Source organism: Paenibacillus mangrovi (assembly GCF_022898935.1).
In the GTDB taxonomy this organism is placed as follows: Bacteria; Bacillota; Bacilli; order Paenibacillales; family Paenibacillaceae; genus Paenibacillus_AQ; species Paenibacillus_AQ mangrovi.
Genome location: NZ_JALIRP010000004.1, coordinates 1 through 18295 on the forward strand (window position 1 = coordinate 1; position 18295 = coordinate 18295).

Genomic DNA, 18295 nt, shown 5'->3' on the forward strand with positions numbered 1-18295 from the left:
ATATATCCACTATTACAACCACAAACGAATAAAGGCAAAACTAAAACGCATGAGCCCGGTACAGTACCGAACTCATGCGTTAGAGGTGGCCTAACTATATAATGTCTAACTTTTTGGGGTCACTTCATGGAGGCAGCTCCTTTTTGCTTGTTGACGGGCAGGATTGTTCAATCAATTCGCGAATAATTGACGAATGGAAAAAATCGCTAAGGACAACTTCTACAAAAATTTCAATTGAATTTACTCAAATCAGATTCATTAAGGAGGAAGTGCATGAAAGCAACCATCATCGAAAAGCCGTCCATGACATTAATCGGTTTAGCGGCTAAAGTAACTCTCTATGATGTGCAACAGAATCGGACAACGCTTAATCTATCGGCGAATTTCATGGAAAGAAGAGCGGAAGTCAAAAGTTGCATTAACGAAAGAGAAGTATTTGGTCTTAGTACGGACCCTGAAGATTATAATCCCGAAACGGACCTTTTTGAATTTTTTATTGGAGTTGAAGTTTCTTCGACCGAGGACATTCCGGATGAAATGGTCGTTAGAGAGATCCCAGCCAATACTTATGTTTTATTTACATTCAATGGCCCTTTCGAAAATGCAGGTGCCGTACATGCTTATTTATACTCTACGTGGTTAAAAGAAAGTGGATATGAACTTGCTGGGCTATATAATATCGAAATCTACGATGAAAGAAATCATGATCCCGAGTCTGCGGAGTCCATTACGGATATTTGCTTTCCCGTTCGCAAGAAGTAATGGCATTTCGCAAATGTGGATTAAGCTTACGGGAAACGATAGCTGAATATCATACATTGTCGAGCAGGTTGCCTAAGCCTGCTTATTTTATTGAACTAACAGGCAGGATAGTTGAATGAAAGATCATCCATAATTACATTAGAAATGGTGAAAATAATGAAAACCAAAAAAACAAATGCTCATCCAGGTGACTTATTCGTTGTCGTATTGCCTGATGGACGATATGGTGCGATACGTATTATAAATCAAGTGGATAAATCACTTTTAATAGCAGTTACGACTTATCTGGAACCAAGAATACCTTCGGTTTCTGATCAACAACTACAAATGATTCTTATTCAAAATCGATTCAGTTATAAGAACGAATCTGCGATAAGTTGGTATGATGGGAAAATACCTAAAGACTTTCTGTATATAGGTAATATTCCTGTATCAGAACATGAGAAGATGGTTGAATGCAATAAATATAGCGGCAGTTTGAGTTCTTCTTGTGCACATCCAGTTTATTGGGAGTGGCGTTGGCTAAATGATCGTGAAAACTATGAGAATGAAATACAAGCTGAAAGACTCAAGCGTGAAGAAGAGAACAAACATCGAATACACGTACCAAAACAAATGATGACAGATGTTGAATTTTGGACATACATATCTATGCTCGATCTTCAACAAAAGGACGAAGAAGATGCCGCTTCCCCTTTAGTAATGAAGCTCGCTAAGACCAGTGTCAGTAATATTAAAAGATTCGACGAAACTTTGGCGTACAAGCTATATTTGCTAGATACGAAAGAGCATGCCAAGCAAATTGGGGAATTTGCTTACAATGAGGAAGAAGATTATATCTCAGCTGATGGATTTTTGTACGCTCGTTGTGCCGCTGTCGCAAAAGGGAAATTCTTTTATGAATTGGCACTGAATTCTCCTTGTGATATGCCTAAAGACGAGGGATTTGAGATCCTTATTAGCATTGCTCATGAAGCTTATGTCAAGAGAACAGGTAAGGAATATTATTATGGAACAGGCTGTAGCTATGAATCATTTGAAAATAAAGAAGGTTGGCGATAAACGAAGCGGATGTATCCTGTTGAGGAGTTGAACTAACGGGACCGATAGTTGAATCATGATATAGAGGCAACTGGTCAAACGATCAGCTGCCGTTTTCATTGAAGTAACGGGCAGGATAGTTCAGTAAACACGAGAAAAGGCCGCCGGCATACGTATCAGCCTTTTCTCAGCTAACGGCAGAAATGTATAATAAGAAAGATTCAGCCCGATCGACAAGATCGGGCCGATTTTATATCAATTACTCGATAAAAGCTTATTAAGCTTGGGGATCGTATCGTTATCGTTTGCCGGGATATTGATCGTGACCGTAAGGTGGGGAGAATCAGATACAAGAAACGAAATTTGATCAAATACAAGTAGTCCGGCCGTCGGATGATGATTAATTTTCTTTCCTTCAGGTCCATTCAGAACATCATGCTGGGGCCACCATGCCCTGAATTCCGCGCTTACCTGATTCAAATCCCCGATGAGTTCCATCCACCAAGGATCACCGGCGAATTTACCGTAACTGGCACGAAAATGAGCCAACCGATGCCGGGCATGTGTTTCCCAGTTTCCTTGAAGCAATTCACGCACGTATCGCGAAGTGAACGTCCGCCAAACAGTATTTCGCTCGCGCTTTGACATAGCCCCATAATCCCCATAAATCAAATTTGCAGCCTTGTTCCATGCAACAATATTTAGGCGTTGATCAGTAACATAGGCCGGACTACTCCCTTGTAGGTCAAGGAACTTCTGAAGTGTCTGACTAATGTTGTTTTCGACTGGCGTCAGATCGGCAGGCAGCTGCTGGAGGGCCAGCAAAAATAAATGCTTGCGCTCATTCGAATCAAGCTGGAGAGCTCGGGCAATGTTTTCTAGCACTTGAGCCGATACCTGAATATTTCGCGCTTGTTCCAGCCATGTGTACCAGTCCACACTGACACCAGAGAGTTGCGCCACTTCCCCGCGTCTAAGTCCCGGCGTGCGCCGACGGCCTACATTAGGCAGACCAGCTTGCTCGGGTGAAATACGGGCACGACGTGTCCTCAAAAACTGCGCCAGCTCATCAAGCCGCGTATTGTTTGATTGTTCCATAAATTTGCTCCTGCTCTCCTTGTCAGACACATATCGTAGGAGAATTACTCCTATGATAAACCCTCATCTTATTCTAGTATACAATTCATTATACACTTTCAATGAGACGAAATGGCAAATACTTAAAATTGCACTGAAAGGGGACTTACTTTGGAAAAAGCAATGCCAATACAGACCAGCAGTACCGGCAAGCTGGCCAAAGGGCTGTTGCTTCTCGGACTTTCGCTCGGATACTTTATGGTGCTCTTGGATATGACGGTGGTGAGCATCGCGCTGCCTGCGATTCGCGCCGAGTTGGGTGGGGGAATATCCGGCCTTCAATGGGTGGTCAACGCATACACGATTGTGTTTGCCTGTTTACTGCTATCAATGGGTGCTTTTGCTGACAAACTTGGGGCCAAACGTGTCTATACGTGCGGTCTGGCCCTATTTCTCGTAGCATCGGCCACTACTGCAGCCGTTTCGACGCTAGGCGCGCTTATCGGGCTACGTGCGATACTCGGTATAGGAGGCGCAGCTCTGATGCCAGCCTCGCTCACCCTGCTTGCCCATGCCTACCCTGGATCAGCTGAACGTGCCCGGGCGCTTGGCATTTGGGCAGCAGTTACCGGGGCAGCGATGGCGGCAGGACCTGTTGTCGGTGGGCTATTGGTGGACTCGTTCGGTTGGCGCAGCATTTTCCTTCTCAACGTGCCGCTTGCAGGCATTAGCTTAATCATGACTTTCCTGCTCGTCAGGGAAACGGACCGTAAACCGCGGAAATACTTTGACTTGGGAGGGCAAATCACAGCCATTGTCGCCATAGCTGCATTGTCGTTCGGACTGATGGAGGGGGAAACGTACGGATGGAATTCCCCGGTTATTTTCGCGGCATTTAGTCTGGCTCTGTTGAGCGCCATCATATTTTTGATTGTTGAAGCGAAAGGCAAGACACCGTTACTTCCGTTACGGCTATTTAGGAATACGACGGTATCGGCCGGAATGCTTGCCGGGATGGCGATTAACATCGGCCTGTCCGGAATTTTATTTGTACTGCCATTATTTTTTCAACAAACGCGCGGATTATCGGCCCACACAGCAGGACTCACGCTCCTTCCAATGATGATTCCACTGGCCTTTAATCCAATTCTGACCGGTCGAATTGTTGGCAGAATCGGAGCGCGGATACCGATGACTGTCGGCTTTAGCCTTGGTGCAGTAGGTACATTGCTGCAAGTGTGGACGGAAGTGAACACGAACTATGTTATTACGATGATTGGATTGCTGCTGATCGGTTTCGGAGTGTCCTTTACGATTCCCTCGTTGATGGCGGCCGTAATCTCTTCTGTCCCGAAGGAACAGACCGGTGCAGTTTCAGGCGCTCTCAATTCGAGCCGTCAGCTTGGCGCGACGCTGGGGGTCGCCATCCTCGGCTCGATTCTGAGTGGCAGCAAATCGTTTATTGCCGGAATGCATATGTCGCTTATCGTTACAACTGTTATTTTCTTCGGCGGCAGCTTGCTGTCGTTTGCATTTATCGGCAGAAAACAATAACGGCAATAAACGAAGGCTTCACATAATTCATTTGATAAATTAACCGAGAACGATAAAGCAAAGAGATTGTATCATTAGGCTTCTGCAGCGATCGACCTGCAACCTCATTACTCTAACGGGAACATTAATGCAATAAGAATTTTGGAGGCAGCCGACATTTTGTGTCGGATGCCTTTTCTTATTAATAAGCAGGATAGTACAAAAGTTTCGCGAATACCCCACACATGGAATTATTTACTAAGGACGTGAATAAGAAGTTATAGGAAATCAATGCAAAACAAAAAGATTACTGAAATATTTTCGAGCTTTGGAGGAAGAGAGATGGATGTTAGATTAAGAACATTAAATATAGATGATTACGATATTGTATTTAATTGGAGCAAGGACGATGTATTTTGTTCTGCTAATGGGTGGAAGAAAGATAGAAGCGCTGGTTGAAAGGACGGTCTTTGTGTGGCAAAAAAGAAAACAGTGAAAAGAATCAACAAGATTCTCCTGACTGCGATAGGCGGAATCGCACTTATTTTGGGTGTTTTGGCGGGTTATGTTTATTTCTTCATACTTGAAAAGCCTGCTGAACCGGATAAATGGGCTGCTGCGGAGCGCTATGTCTGGAATAAAATCAAGTTTGACCATGATGCACAAGTAATTTCTGCCGACGGTTCGGAATACTATTTACTTGCCAATAAGGGAGCAGCTACAGAAGATAAATTGATCATTTATTTTTCTGGGGGCGGTGTGGCCTGGGATGCGGTGACTGCCGCGCAGCCGATCAGTCTGAGTAATGTAATGAAGAACGGTGAGATCAAATATTACTTTCCGAACATTCCATTCTTTAAAGTAAGTACGCTTGGCGGCCTGTTGAAAAATAATAACCCTGACAATCCGTTCAAGGATTGGAATATTGTATATATCCCTTATTCTACTGGTGATCTGCATATCGGGAATGCATCCAAGGAATATACGGACGCCAAAGGCAAGCCGTTTACAATGCGTTACAACGGGCAAGCCAATACGCGCGCAGCATTGGAATGGATTGCAAACCATTTCGCTTCGCCGGTAAAGATCCTCATTGCGGGAGAAAGCGCCGGAGGATTCGGAGCTGCTTTCTGGGCGCCTGAGATTGCGAAACGCTACCCAGATGCCCGTATTTATCAATATTCGGACGGTTCCTACTTAAATGCCGACCGCTGGCCAGATATTATCGATAACGAATGGAAGGCCAACTTTGCAGCAACCTTTGGTTATGAAGTCCACGGCGATTTGATTTCGTCCGTACTCGCGGCGAACCGCAAGCTGCTCCCGGACAATGCGGTACTTTTGCAATCCAATACACTTTATGATGAGCTGCTGTTCGACTTTGAAAAGGATCTGAATGGTGATGTTTCGGACGATGGCGAGTATGTGCATCGCTGGTCGGCACGCATGCTGCAATCTGCGGGAGAGCTAACTGAAGTATTGCCAGGCTACTATTATTACATCACTGATTACGATCTTAACGAGAAGACGGGCCGAACACCACATACACTCTCCTCATTAAATCATTTCTACAAAGCCGAACAGGACGGGGTGAAGCTGATGAAGTGGTTGGACGATGCCGTGAATAAGGATGTATATTACTCCGTGGGGCGGCATTTTGTAGAGAATGACGGCTGACGCTGTCGGTTGTAAGGTCTAGGGGTTCCTTTTTTTATATCAAAGTCCCAGTATATGGTGTAGTGGTGTCGTGCAATAATCTTCGACAGCAGTTACAGGATATAAGCATGCGAGAACTAGTCTATAGGCGTGTGACAATAGCGAATCTAACAGTCATAGAGGCGGCTTATTCCTAATTGGTATAATTCAATAAACTAGCTATCAGGATACACTGAGATTTCTCTGACGTTGGTTTCAAAAGATGCATCATATTGCTGTAAAATGTCTTCCAAGATAACATGTTCTCGCACTCCGTATATTTGAATAATGGTCTTTTCCCTGTAGGTTTCTAAATCAAACGGAGCGGGAACGAAATAAACAAATTCGATTTTCGTGAAGAGTTGGTGGAATTAGGCCAAGGTGTCGGATGATATGCAGGATAGTTTATCAATATATTTTTCATTATTCCAGGAATATATTGGTGAGCATTGAATTCTTACTTGTACTAAGAAAAGAGGAAAGAAGGTTTGCCCGATGGAGGTTACGCAGCAGCCAGCTACGGTTACATCTGTCCCTAAATTGGCATATGACGGTGGACAAATCGATGTAATTTGGGACAATCATGAAATGGCTGTCCAATGGTATGAAAAACATATGGGATTTACCCGAAAGCAAGTAATGAATGGGAAAAATGAAAAATTATCTACAGCGGAAATTATGACCGAGTTGCGAGCTGGTTTATGGCTCAAATCTGTACTGACGGACAGAAGAGTTAATCATTTTTTCGCCGAACGTGGCACGGTTGACCCAAACGTTCGCTGGTGTCATGCTACGCGTGACTTAGAAGCCGAGCATACTTATTTCCAAAAAGAAGGCATACGTACTTCTGACATTTATTACACAGCCGATGGTAAGGGGCACTTTGATTTTTGGGGATTCGAAGGTACTCGATTAACCGCAGCAGAAAGCCAAGATATTCAAGACGGTTCACGCTTTGGCGGAAGTTGGGTTCGTATTGGAGTAAGAAATCTTCAAGAGGCTAGAACGTGGTATGAAAAATATTTAGGGATGGTATTATTGGAGGATTACTCTACAAAAGGGTCCCTAAAAATGGGGTTATCTTTGGAACATCATTCCGATGTACATTCCGTTTGGTGGCTTGACCAACTTTCAGAAGACGCACCGGATAATGGACCAGTAGATGGACCTTGCCGCCCTTATTGTGTCACTCATGATGGAGAGGCTTTTTCTCAATATTTTCAATATCTACGAGATAACGGTATCCGTACTTCTGACTACATTACTGGTGGTTTTTTTGCGTTTTTTCACTTTTATGACCCAGATGGCAACCGATTTAATGTATATAAATATTAACTGAATCGTAAACGACCAGAGTGTGACAAAAAACCTCTGATAGACCTTTGCACTAACGGGAGACGATAGTTGAATCATGATATCGAGGTAGCTGGTCAAACGATCAGATGCCGTTTTCATTGAAGTAACGGGCAGTAGAGCGGGGTTGTCTTGGTTGCTGATTAAATTAAATCTAACGCGTTTCGTTGGAATCGTTTCAAGCAGCTACCACCATTTGTATGGAGTGGATTATAGTAGGGGAACCTAATTGTTGGCAATAAAGTGACGGAGGGAATGCGTGCATGGATTTTTTCAAAGGCCAAGACTCCTTGACGGCATTAGAATGGGTTGTGCGAAGCATTGTTGGATTTGTATTTCTGATCATTGCTGCCAAAATGATGGGCCAGCGTTCCATCTCCCAGCTCAGGTTTCTTGATTTCATTATCGCACTTACGCTCGGAAATATTATCGCCCATCCGCTCTCGGACGAGCATCTTGGATTAAAAGGAGCCCTCATTTCGACCTTTTCCCTTGTTTTACTGTACACTGCCGCCATCTGGCTCAGTCTGAAGATCCCGCTCCTCAAAAAATTATTCGACCCGCCGGCGATTCCCCTTGTTCTGGACGGGAAGCTTGATTATCGGAACCTGTCGAGAGCGAAGCTGCCCATTGAATTCCTGTATGCTGAGCTACGAAAAGCGAATGTTGAGGACATCTCGAAGGTCGCCTTTGCAGCCTGGGAACCAGGCGGTACACTTTCTGTTTTCCTGAATACAGCATATCAGCCCGTAACTCCGGCTGACTTAAAGCTGACCACTCAACCCTTCAATCTAACCAAACCGATCATTACGGACGGCCACATGGAACATGCGCTACTGCGCGAGATCGGAAAGGACCGCGTATGGCTGGAAACGGAAATACGGCCCCATGAATTATATAACGTAATCTTGGCAACAGTAGACGGCAAGCTAACTGTACAGGTGCATGTGGTTCGGGAACCAAGGACCCCCTAATTTTCACCTTAGCATAAGAGAGAATGGAGGAAGGGCGATACAAGTAAAGCTTAACCTAACGGGACACGTATGTAAAAGGACAGCACATCTATATTCCGCAAACTGAACGTCAAAACTGGGGAACTTCAACTGGGATACGGGATGAAATGGGACAACGAAATGAGGAAATATTCAGAAAATACTGTGGAGGATTAACCATAGCGGCACTGGCTGAAATTTTCAATTTAAGTGAGGAACGAATTAGAGGGATAGTTTATGAAAGACAAAGTGACTAGGGGATGGTTGGGATGCTGATGAAAAAGGCAGCACCTATTATTTGGGTACATTTTTATTGTGATTTTGGATATAGAGACAGTCTATGTTACGCTAACGGGACACAATAGCTTAGTAAATAACTAAAACGCGGCTGCCGGCATGGATCGGCAGCCGCGTTGTGCTAACGGGCAGGTTAATTAAACAATTCAATTAGAGTACTAATGACTTTTTCGCGATTGATTTGGTTTTATCAGATTTTATTGTATGAACAGGTGGTAGACACATTAAAATGTCAGGATTTTATAAAGATGTGTCCGTATAATATAAATACTAGACGTATGGAATGACCTATTATTACTTTGAATACCCCACAATATGCGGAGATGTTAAGTGAAATACCCATAATTAATTATTAAGAGGTGTTTTATGAGAGATCATGATTCAGAGTCCGAATTGGAATGGTCGAACCTGGAAGAGGTCATTGTTGTCTGTAAGACACACTTTGACATAGGCTATACGCACCGTGTCAAAGAGTTCGTCCACTACATCCGCACCTCCATGATTGATAAGGCAATGGACATCATGGATCAAGGGAAAGAAACACCCCCAGAGCAACAATTTGCTTGGACGAGCCCTAGCTGGGTCATGTCCAGGGTACTAGATGACTGGGAGGGCCAGACGCCTGAGCGCCAAAAACGCCTCGATGACTATGTGAAGTCCGGCCGTTTCAAGTTCCATGCGTTACCGTTCACGCTCGAGTCAGATGCTTGCGAACCGGAGGAAATAGCCCGCGGATTAACATTCGCCTCCAACCTCAGCCGCAAGTACAGTATGCCTTTGCCCACTTCCAGCAAAATGACCGACGTCCCTTCTCACGGTGGAGCATTGGCGACGGTGCTGGCAAACAGTGGAGTCAAGTTTATTCACATCGGTTGCAACTGGCCGAGCGGCTATGTCACCACACCAGGACTCTTCTGGTGGGAAGGCCCTGATGGTTCTCGTATCCTGCCAGCACCTACGGAACTGCCACCGGGCTTAATTGGCCTGAAGAGTGGGGGGAGGGGGAGCCTAACATTGGCCACAACTTTGTCCCCCCTAAAGGTTGGCCATACAAAGTCTGGCCTGCTATTCTTGTCACCCTGGACAACTCCGGACCCCCGTCTGCCGAAGACATAAATAAACTTTTCGAGGAAGCACAGGACAGGCAGCCTGGTGTCAAGATCCGTATGGGCACGATGGACGATTTCGTAGCATCTATCCTCGCTGACAAACCAGAGCTACCGGTGGTTAGGGGAGAAATGCCTGATTCCTGGATCCACGGTATAATGTGTGACCCTAAAGGTATTCAGACCTCCCGTACCGTACATCCGCAACTTGCTGCCTCCGAGGCGCTTAACACCCAGCTCGGTATATGGGGTGTACCGCAGCCATCAGTGGCCAATGATGTTGCACGCGCTTATGAAAATATCCTGCTCTATGGAGAGCATACCTGGGGTATATCGCCGAACATTAAGCAATACGGGGATGACTTTAGTAATGCCGATCCTGAGCTTGTGGCACGTCTTGAAGCTTCATGGGAGGATAAAACTGATTACATACGCACCGCCGCCAATATTACCAGTACTATTTCTAACGCTAACCTCAAAGCACTTGCCGAAAATGTAAATACAGTTCAAGGCGACATCATTGTGTACAATCCATTACCCTGGACTCGTTCAGGGGTTGTTGCAGTAGAGTCAAAAAATGATGTGTTTTCATTGATTGACAATAGTGACGGGGAAGAGATTTTTGGAAAATGGAGTGACAGTCAGTTTGTCTTCTTTGCCAAAAATGTACCAGCCTGCGGATACAAAACCTATACACACAAAGCAAACACAAAATGCGAACCTGGACCTAGTCAAGCTGGAAATAGTCTTGAAAATGAGTTTTTCAAGATTATTCTAGACCCATCCACCGGTTCTATTGCCTCTCTTATTGATAAGCGCTCAGGGCGTGAGTGGGTAGACTCATCCGCTACACATAAACTCGGACAATACCACAACGAACGTTTTACCTTTGAACAGACGCTAAACTACACTATGACCTACCAGATGGATCGTGCCAAAGACTGGCCACATCCTGGTATGCACAAAGGTGGTATGATTTCTGAAAAACAGGTACCGTACCGAGCTGCCTCTTGTGCTAAAGGTATCGTTAGAATGGGGTTGAACTCTGCTACCATCGAGTGCCCAGCCGACCCAACCAACCACATGCCGGCTACGGTGCTGAAGATCACTCTAGATGATCACCAGCCGTACATAGACCTTGAGCTGACAATCCAGAATAAAGAGAAGGATAACTGGCCTGAGGCTGACTGGCTCTGCCTGCCGTTCAAGGTAGCTACGCCTCAGTTCCATGTGCACCGTCAACTTGGTGTCATGAATCCCGTAACAGACATTCTTCCGGGTGCTAATCGGGACCTATTCTCGGTTGGCCATGGTGTGACCATCACTGACGCCGGAGGCGCCGGCATCGCTGTTTGTCCGCTCGACCATCCATTGGTCAGCCTTGACCGTCCCGGATGCTGGAAGTTTTCTAAAGATGCTACTGAGTTTACTCCTAAAGAACCCGTAGTGTATCTAAATCTCTACAACAATCAGTGGAACACTAATTTCCGCTACTGGTACCCTGGCACCTGGAGTTCGCGTGTTCGCCTTTGGACTTTCGATACTAAAATGCCGACTGACGCCGTCATAGCCACACCTGCGCTTGAAGCCCGTAATCCATTAATGGTGACTACAGCTACTGGCATTGGCAAAACTCTACCTGCAAAACAGACAGGTGTCAGCGTCTCCCGTAAAGGTATACTTTTGACTGCATTCGGACCCAACCCCGATGGAGATGACACTCTTCTGCGCGTATGGGAGCAGGCCGGTGTCTCTGGTAAACTCACCGTCACCCTACCAGTTTCAGCAAAGTTCTCAACCGCGATGCCGGTCAACCTCCGAGGAGAAAAAGTCGGTGAATTATTGGAAATTAAGGACAGCCAACTGACGTTTGACCTTAATGGATACGCACCTGCAAGCTTCATTCTCAAATAACTCCTAGTTTCCAGATGGTACAATATATTTAGCTTGAAGATACATTGCCGTTATTTTAGATAAATGTTGTTGGCCCATGCCTATAGGTATGGGCTTTTCTTGAATTTCGTTTCTTTTGAGTTCATGCTGCAAAAATGATCATTCACTAACGGGCAGTAGAGTATGATGGATATAAAAATAAATATATTTACAGATAGGAACAATTGTTCTATTGTTGGATATGATTATATTACAATAATGGGAGGCTTTGGTATGAAGAAAACAATCGCTTTTTGCTCCAAGTGGTTTGACCATGAATTCGAGTCCATGATCGCTTCGAAGCTAGAAGAAAAATTTCCACAATTCTTGTTTGCCCACGTACAAGACTCGAGTGAACATACTTCTTTGGAGGCCTGGGAAGCTTGGGAAAAAAATAGAGGGCTTGATATTCGAATGGATATTAGCGATGAACCGTTTTTTAAGAGCAAGACCTACGATCTTACACCATACTTGAAAAACTCCGGGGTTAGCCTTCAGTTATTTGATCCTGATTTACTTAAATCGGTTTCTGATGAACATGGAATATTTGGACTCCCTTTCAGTAGAGGTACAACTTATACGCATGCCCTATTTTACAATGCAAATATATTTGCCAAGTTTGATGTACCTCCTCCCCAACACGGAATGACATGGGACGAAGTAATCACATTAGCAACGAAAGTAACCGGAACGATTGACGATACCTCATATTACGGTTTAGACATAGGCGATTCCGCACTTTTAAAAATGCAGATGGGAATTAGGTTCCTTGATCCTGAAACCCACCAACCTATACTGCGGGAAAGCAATTGTGAAGAATATTTCCGCATTATAAAAGGTGCTTACGGAATTCCAGGTAATATTCAAGATACCGAAGAGCGCATTTTCATATACGGCAGAGCTTTCCGACGCAATGGTAATGTTGCAATGTCAATAGACTCCCCTGAAATGTTCACTCGTAAGCTGTCTTTTGAATTAGGTGCCGTAAATTTTCCGCAGATTGATAGTACGCTTAGGGTGCCGTCACTAAACGATGGAGGTTGGTTTTTAACTTTGCACCCTGAATCCCAACAGAAGGAAGAGGTATTTGAAGTTATAGCTTATTTAGTATCAGAAGAGTTTCAACTCTATCAGACCAAACTCGGAAGGTTCTCTTCCTTAACTGGTAAGAAATACGAAAAGGAGTACGGACAAGAAACTCCCTCTTTTTCAGGAATCAACATGGAATGGGTGTTCGGAGGAACCAAAGTTGGTTGGCCGAATCCACAAAGTCCTTATGAGTACATGGTCGGAAGTATTGTTAAGGAAGAAATGGAGCGAGCTGTGCGGAAATATACACTTTGGGACGAGGCAATTGAGATCATGGAAAATCGAATTCGTGAGAAACTAACAACTGAACTGCACATAGATGCTTAATAGCTTTGTTACGCTAACGGGACACGATAGTTGAATGCTTTAAGGTTTCAATAGGGTAGCCTTTTCACAACTAAAGGGCAGAATACCTAACAAAGAGATCGTTTACAAACATACAGTTAAATGTTATTTTCTTGTGTGGTAAAATAATCCATAACGTGAAAAGGGGGATGCGGCCAAAAGCATTGAACAACTACACGCCAATCTCAAAGCTAGTGGAGTTGAAGTTGAAGAAATCGAAGATAGAGGGCGTTGCCTCGTTGCACTAGCTGAAATCGACCCTTTTTGTATTCTCTTGCGCCGGCAGCCCCTAATCTTCTTCTCGTCCACATTATCGCTTGTGATTCGGGTTCAAAGCCCCAACTAGCCTAATCACGGTTTAACAAGTAGTGGGATGAACAGAATAGCTCACGGGATCTGAGTAACACGGGCAGGATAGCTAAATAATTACGCGAATACTTCTACATATGGAATGAAATTCGTGAATAAGACGTTAGCTGAAATTATGTAGAACTTTACAAATCTAACCATGAGGAATGAAAAAATGAAAATTAATAGAGAGTGTATGCTTCGCTATGGTGATGAAGATTTCGATAAAGATTATATTAATTGGGGTTTTGACGATGTGGATGAACAAATATTTATAGCAACCCAAATGCTATCTATCTTTGAGCGTCACGGTAGTGACATTATTGATATTGCATGCGGCTTGTCTAGATATCATAAAGTATGGTTACAAAATGGATATAATGTAACCGGTATCGATTTATCAGAAACGTTCATTGAACAGTCTAAGCAAAGTAACCGTGATTTTCCGAACTCGAATTATTTCGTTCAAGACATCAATAATATAAACAATAATAATCAATTTGATATTGCTACATGGATTGATCCCATCGAAATCACAGCCAAACCTGTTAGAAACATTTTTCAATTATTAAGAAGTGGAGGAGTGTTCATATATGAGATGTGGAACGAAAACTATGGAAAGCATAAACACCGATATACTTTCAATAAGACTTGGTCTCTAGAGAATGGAATATATAAGCTAATTCGCCACGAATATAATAATGCAACATCAACAATTGAGCATGAGGAAACATATATAAATACAAATACGGATGAGGTAACGATTAAATATATTAATTCACAAACAGTAAGCACCCATTGTACGAGAGAGTTATTAATAGCTGCTGGATTTGATAGAATCGAAATGACCACATGGGATGGTAAGCCTTTTGATCCGATTGATGATACAACAAAACGTTTTTTAATGATAGGGCATAAAGACTAATTAGATTGTCTACCAATTGAGTCAAAGGGTTATAACTTTTCAATAAAATTTTAGGCTGTTAGTGAGATGGGAGCGATATGAATATTAACGGTGACCTGATTGAACAAGATCAACTACATTGTGCCTTGGAGGAAATATACAACCTTTCTAGGCCCATACAGTGTAATTTTCTAAGAGGAAGTTTTAATGATCATTACTCCATTGATGCAAATGGAAGCAGATTTGTTCTAAGGCTTTATAAACATAAAAAAAGCCAAATTAGAACAAATACGGATGTTCGTTTTGAGCTAGATTTTCTGGAGTTTCTTCACAGTCAGGGGGTACCTGTAGCTTTTCCAATTCGAAGTATTAAAAATGAATCCCTCAACACTGTATATTTCAATAATGAGCTTCGATATATAGCCCTATTTCATCATGCAGAAGGAAGTCAGATAGGCGATATCAATCTTAGCGATGCAAAGATTTTTGGAAAAATAGTTGCGGCTCTTCATAAGAAAGCTGACCAATTCAAAAGTGAATACTCTCGGATTAAGATGGATCAATATTATTTGATAAAGGAGCCGTTAGAAGTTTTGGAAAAGTATATTAGAACCTTAAAGTTATCTGATATATCTTTTTTCAAAACTTGTGCAAACTTCATGCTTGAACGTATTAATCAACTTCCTATAACCAGCGAGGTTTTTGGGTTAATTCATGGTGACCTAAACCCATCAAACATTCACTATAGTCCTGAACACGGATTTAAAATTTTCGATTTCGATCATTGTGCTTACGGGTGGAGGATACATGATTTAGCAGTAATAAGGCTTTGTTTTGATTACAGCACTTATGAATCAATCTTGAATGGTTATCAATCAGTCAGGCCGCTTAGCTCGATAGAAGAAAAAAGCATCGATGTTTACTCCGATGTGTTGTTACTTAGAAAGAGTAAAGATATATTAGACATGTTAGAAGTCAATAAAAATTCCAAAGAAGAAAAGACAACGGTTGTTATTAATGCCATAGAGACATTGCGTATTCTAAACGAAAGATTATTATGCTAACGGGACACGATAGCATTCCTGTAGAGCGTTAATTATCAGCTTTGCAAAAAAGGTACGATGGGAGTACGCAACGGGTCATAGCCCTTAAAATCCCATCATCGGTGAGGCGGGGGATTTAAGTAGCTTAGCGCACGGTAATGCTTTGCTGCGTCATGCTGGTTTTAACCTCGCAGAAGCAAGTTCAGGTAAATGGACAGTGCAGATGAAGATTAGCAAACGCGGGCGCTCTCGCCTCCGACGTTTTATCTTCATGATGACGATGAGTTTAGTTGCGAACAATCCGAAGTTATTTTAGTTGGAATGGCTCGCAACTACAATCCTCCTAAAACGATGCCAATCAAGCTAACAGCTTAACCATACTTTCCGTTTCATTGTACGAGTTTTGTCATATTCGCGGGATTTCAAAGAAAGCACGGAGTACCGGATGTATTGAACCAAAGGGCACCGACCCGTAACGATAGCAAGACCGGCCTCCACAAATGTGGGAAGCGAGCCACGAAGAGAACGTCATCTCCAAGATGAATCATGATCTGCATGGAACGATATTTGCTGATTCAGGCAATGAGAATCTGAAGCAGATGGTCACGGCATTAATCGAGCGGGTTCACCGCTACTTAAACTTGGTCCATTACAAAATCGACATGAGCGCAGAGATTGCAGAACACTGTAAGATCGTGTTAGCTTTGCTCGAGAAGGATACAGAAATAGCCGTAGGGGCTTCCAGAATCCATCTACAGCAGGCTTATCAACGGTTGCGAGACAACTTCAAATAACGTCCATATTCTTCTTTACACTATAAATCGTGTATGATATTATTCTAAACAAATCATACACGATATATAGTATTGAATACGATTACATAATAGCGGAGGGGACGATCATGTTTGTTCGCACAGTGAGTTTGTGGAAAAACATCTATCGGCATTGGCAGCTTTATTGTATCGTGGCATTACCCGTTCTATTCCTCATCACGTTTAATTACGTCCCGATGTTCGGCATCCAGATTGCGTTCAAAGAGTTCAACCCCATGCAAGGCATATGGCACAGTCCCTGGGTCGGAGGGAAGCAGTTCGAGATGTTCTTCGATTCCCCATACTTCTGGCCAATCATCCAAAATACGCTCCTACTTAGCATCTACGCATTATGTATCGGAACTCCAGCCGCCATTCTACTCGCACTCGCACTCAACGAAGTGAAGAACCAACGCTTTAAGAAAATCGTGCAGATGTTTACGTACGCCCCTTACTTTATTTCCACCGTTGTGTTAGTCGGCATGATTAACATTATTTTATCCCCCACAACAGGTCTTTACGGTCAACTATCCCATCTCTTCGGCGTAGACAATGTCTATGATATTTTAGGAGAATCGAAAGCGTTCTCATCACTGTATGCATGGTCTGGCGTTTGGCAGGAGACAGGTTATGGCGCCGTCATTTATCTTGCAGCATTAGCGAACGTGAATCCTGAGCTCTATGAAGCTTCCAAAATTGACGGAGCATCCCGCATTCAGAAAATCATACATATCGATTTGCCTGCGATTCGTCCAACGATCATCGTGCTATTAATTTTAGCGGTAGGCGGGTTGATGAGCGTGGGATTCGAGAAGGTCTTCCTGCTTCAGAATATGTTGAACCTAAGTACGTCCGAAGTCATATCGACGTATGTGTACAAAATCGGGTTGGTGAACACCAACTACAGCTTCGCTGTTGCTGTCGGCTTATTCAACTCCGTTGTTGGGTTCATTCTAATCTTCACAACGAATGTGCTCGCTAGAAAATATTCGGATTCGAGTCTGTTCTGATGAGGGGGATAGCCATGGAGAAAGCCATTCACATTCGCGAGCCTTTGAGCGACCGAGTGAGCATTGTTGTTATTTATATCTTTCTAAGTATCATTCTACTATGCGTTGCTTACCCCTTAATCTATATTATCAGCTCTTCGTTCAGTTCGTCTGCCGCAGTCACCTCCGGTAAAGTATGGTTGTTCCCAGTAGAACCTACGTGGTACGGGTATCAAGCCGTGTTTCAATATCCGCAAATCTGGACGGGTTACCTCAATTCCTTCATCTATACCGTATCGGGGTCCATCATTAGCGTTGCTCTAACCATTATGATGGCATATCCCTTATCACGAAAGACGTTTATGAGCAGGAAAGTCCTCATGTGGGCGCTGTTGTTCGCGATGCTGTTCAGCGGCGGATTAATTCCTTACTATCTCGTTATCAAATCTCTTCATCTGCTCGATACACGTTGGGCCATGATCCTTCCAGGCGCGCTCAATATCTTCTCGATTATTGTCGCCAAAACATTTTTCCAAAGCTCGATCCCTAATGATTTATATGAAGCCGCTCAGCTCGATGGATGCAATGATACGCGTTTCTTAACACATATCGTCCTTCCATTATCCAAGCCAGTCATCGCAGTATTACTGCTCTGGGCTGCCGTGAGCAATTGGAACTCCTATTTTAACGCGCTGATCTTCCTGAATAGTGAAAATCTCTACCCGCTGCAGCTCGTGTTGCGTGAAATTCTGGTCTTAAACAATGTCTCGACGAACTCGATTATGTTATCTCCAGAACAGCTCAAGCAGTTCGAAGATATGAAGACACTTCTGAAATATTCCGTGATTGTTATCGCAAGCATACCGGTGTTGATTTTGTATCCGTTTATTCAAAAATACTTCGTCAAAGGGGTGATGGTGGGTTCCATCAAAGAATAAGCACATAGGGTCGTGAGGGTGAAATCCATTTCGAATTTT

16 protein-coding genes and 2 pseudogenes are annotated in these 18295 nt (G+C 43.5%); 17 read left to right on the forward strand and 1 reads right to left on the reverse strand.

Translation table 11 applies throughout. The features are described from left to right. From MUG84_RS10670 to MUG84_RS10680, 3 genes are all read left to right on the forward strand, one after another. Positions 1 to 94: IS3 family transposase (locus MUG84_RS10670; protein ID WP_244723193.1), on the forward strand; the 94-nt coding region annotated here is incomplete at its 5' end. Positions 95 to 273: 179 nt separating this feature from the next. Next, the gene (locus tag MUG84_RS10675; RefSeq protein WP_244724983.1) at positions 274 to 762 is read left to right on the forward strand and encodes a GyrI-like domain-containing protein; all 489 of its coding nucleotides are present in this window, start codon (positions 274 to 276) and stop codon (positions 760 to 762) included. Between the two features lie 156 nt (positions 763 to 918). Next, complete coding sequence (locus MUG84_RS10680) at positions 919 to 1824, forward strand: DUF4240 domain-containing protein (protein WP_244724985.1); 906 nt, start codon at positions 919 to 921, stop codon at positions 1822 to 1824. 234 nt (positions 1825 to 2058) lie between these two features. Here the strand turns inward: MUG84_RS10680 and MUG84_RS10685 are convergent, their stop codons facing one another. After that, on the reverse strand, positions 2059 to 2901 hold the full coding sequence (locus MUG84_RS10685) for a helix-turn-helix transcriptional regulator (protein WP_244724988.1): 843 nt from the start codon (positions 2899 to 2901) through the stop codon (positions 2059 to 2061). 150 nt (positions 2902 to 3051) lie between these two features. Here MUG84_RS10685 and MUG84_RS10690 point away from each other — a divergent pair, with 150 nt between their 5' ends. The 14 genes and pseudogenes from MUG84_RS10690 to MUG84_RS10750 all read left to right on the forward strand — a co-directional run bounded on the left by MUG84_RS10690 (position 3052) and on the right by MUG84_RS10750 (position 18256). After that, positions 3052 to 4434 (forward strand): MFS transporter, encoded by a 1383-nt coding sequence (locus MUG84_RS10690; RefSeq protein ID WP_244724990.1) that lies wholly within the window; start codon positions 3052 to 3054, stop codon positions 4432 to 4434. A 453-nt stretch (positions 4435 to 4887) separates the two neighbouring features. Further along, entirely contained in the window at positions 4888 to 6090 is a 1203-nt protein-coding gene (locus MUG84_RS10695; RefSeq protein WP_244724992.1) for a pectin acetylesterase-family hydrolase, read from the forward strand. A gap of 513 nt (positions 6091 to 6603) precedes the next feature. Beyond that, positions 6604 to 7443: a VOC family protein gene (locus MUG84_RS10700; RefSeq protein ID WP_244724994.1), complete on the forward strand. Its 840-nt coding sequence runs from the start codon at positions 6604 to 6606 to the stop codon at positions 7441 to 7443. A 281-nt stretch (positions 7444 to 7724) separates the two neighbouring features. Further along, complete coding sequence (locus tag MUG84_RS10705) at positions 7725 to 8435, forward strand: DUF421 domain-containing protein (protein ID WP_244724996.1); 711 nt, start codon at positions 7725 to 7727, stop codon at positions 8433 to 8435. A gap of 77 nt (positions 8436 to 8512) precedes the next feature. Beyond that, positions 8513 to 8710: pseudogene (locus MUG84_RS27635) on the forward strand (hypothetical protein); the annotation flags it as partial. Positions 8711 to 9116: 406 nt separating this feature from the next. Continuing rightward, complete coding sequence (locus tag MUG84_RS10710) at positions 9117 to 9866, forward strand: glycoside hydrolase family 38 N-terminal domain-containing protein (protein ID WP_244724997.1); 750 nt, start codon at positions 9117 to 9119, stop codon at positions 9864 to 9866. A gap of 50 nt (positions 9867 to 9916) precedes the next feature. Continuing rightward, the gene (locus MUG84_RS10715; RefSeq protein WP_244724999.1) at positions 9917 to 11770 is read left to right on the forward strand and encodes an alpha-mannosidase; all 1854 of its coding nucleotides are present in this window, start codon (positions 9917 to 9919) and stop codon (positions 11768 to 11770) included. A 252-nt stretch (positions 11771 to 12022) separates the two neighbouring features. Further along, positions 12023 to 13204 carry an ABC transporter substrate-binding protein gene (locus MUG84_RS10720; RefSeq protein ID WP_244725000.1) on the forward strand — a complete coding sequence of 394 codons (1182 nt, stop codon included), beginning with the start codon at positions 12023 to 12025 and terminating at the stop codon, positions 13202 to 13204. Between the two features lie 541 nt (positions 13205 to 13745). Continuing rightward, a complete protein-coding gene (locus tag MUG84_RS10725) occupies positions 13746 to 14495 on the forward strand; it encodes a class I SAM-dependent methyltransferase (RefSeq protein ID WP_244725001.1) in 750 nt (249 codons plus the stop codon). A gap of 77 nt (positions 14496 to 14572) precedes the next feature. Next, positions 14573 to 15538, forward strand: coding sequence for a phosphotransferase enzyme family protein (locus tag MUG84_RS10730; RefSeq protein ID WP_244725002.1), 966 nt, complete (start codon positions 14573 to 14575; stop codon positions 15536 to 15538). A gap of 94 nt (positions 15539 to 15632) precedes the next feature. Beyond that, positions 15633 to 15824 (forward strand): annotated as a pseudogene (locus tag MUG84_RS10735) (transposase); the annotation flags it as partial. Positions 15825 to 16017: 193 nt separating this feature from the next. After that, the gene (locus MUG84_RS10740) at positions 16018 to 16311 is read left to right on the forward strand and encodes an FCD domain-containing protein (RefSeq protein ID WP_244725003.1); all 294 of its coding nucleotides are present in this window, start codon (positions 16018 to 16020) and stop codon (positions 16309 to 16311) included. A gap of 107 nt (positions 16312 to 16418) precedes the next feature. Next, complete coding sequence (locus MUG84_RS10745; protein WP_244725004.1) at positions 16419 to 17339, forward strand: ABC transporter permease; 921 nt, start codon at positions 16419 to 16421, stop codon at positions 17337 to 17339. A 14-nt stretch (positions 17340 to 17353) separates the two neighbouring features. Next, positions 17354 to 18256, forward strand: coding sequence for a carbohydrate ABC transporter permease (locus MUG84_RS10750; protein WP_244725005.1), 903 nt, complete (start codon positions 17354 to 17356; stop codon positions 18254 to 18256). Positions 18257 to 18295: the final 39 nt, after the last annotated feature.

Bases quoted from the DNA above. Each gene is read 5' to 3' on its own strand.
- MUG84_RS10675 (WP_244724983.1), top strand. From the start codon at position 274: ATGAAAGCAACCATCATCGAAAAGCCGTCCATGACATTAATCGGTTTA.
- MUG84_RS10680 (WP_244724985.1), top strand. From the start codon at position 919: ATGAAAACCAAAAAAACAAATGCTCATCCAGGTGACTTATTCGTTGTC.
- MUG84_RS10685 (WP_244724988.1), bottom strand. From the start codon at position 2,901: ATGGAACAATCAAACAATACGCGGCTTGATGAGCTGGCGCAGTTTTTG.
- MUG84_RS10700 (WP_244724994.1), top strand. From the start codon at position 6,604: ATGGAGGTTACGCAGCAGCCAGCTACGGTTACATCTGTCCCTAAATTG.
- MUG84_RS10705 (WP_244724996.1), top strand. From the start codon at position 7,725: ATGGATTTTTTCAAAGGCCAAGACTCCTTGACGGCATTAGAATGGGTT.
- MUG84_RS10710 (WP_244724997.1), top strand. From the start codon at position 9,117: ATGAGAGATCATGATTCAGAGTCCGAATTGGAATGGTCGAACCTGGAA.
- MUG84_RS10715 (WP_244724999.1), top strand. From the start codon at position 9,917: ATGGGCACGATGGACGATTTCGTAGCATCTATCCTCGCTGACAAACCA.
- MUG84_RS10720 (WP_244725000.1), top strand. From the start codon at position 12,023: ATGAAGAAAACAATCGCTTTTTGCTCCAAGTGGTTTGACCATGAATTC.
- MUG84_RS10725 (WP_244725001.1), top strand. From the start codon at position 13,746: ATGAAAATTAATAGAGAGTGTATGCTTCGCTATGGTGATGAAGATTTC.
- MUG84_RS10730 (WP_244725002.1), top strand. From the start codon at position 14,573: ATGAATATTAACGGTGACCTGATTGAACAAGATCAACTACATTGTGCC.
- MUG84_RS10740 (WP_244725003.1), top strand. From the start codon at position 16,018: ATGTGGGAAGCGAGCCACGAAGAGAACGTCATCTCCAAGATGAATCAT.
- MUG84_RS10745 (WP_244725004.1), top strand. From the start codon at position 16,419: ATGTTTGTTCGCACAGTGAGTTTGTGGAAAAACATCTATCGGCATTGG.
- MUG84_RS10750 (WP_244725005.1), top strand. From the start codon at position 17,354: ATGGAGAAAGCCATTCACATTCGCGAGCCTTTGAGCGACCGAGTGAGC.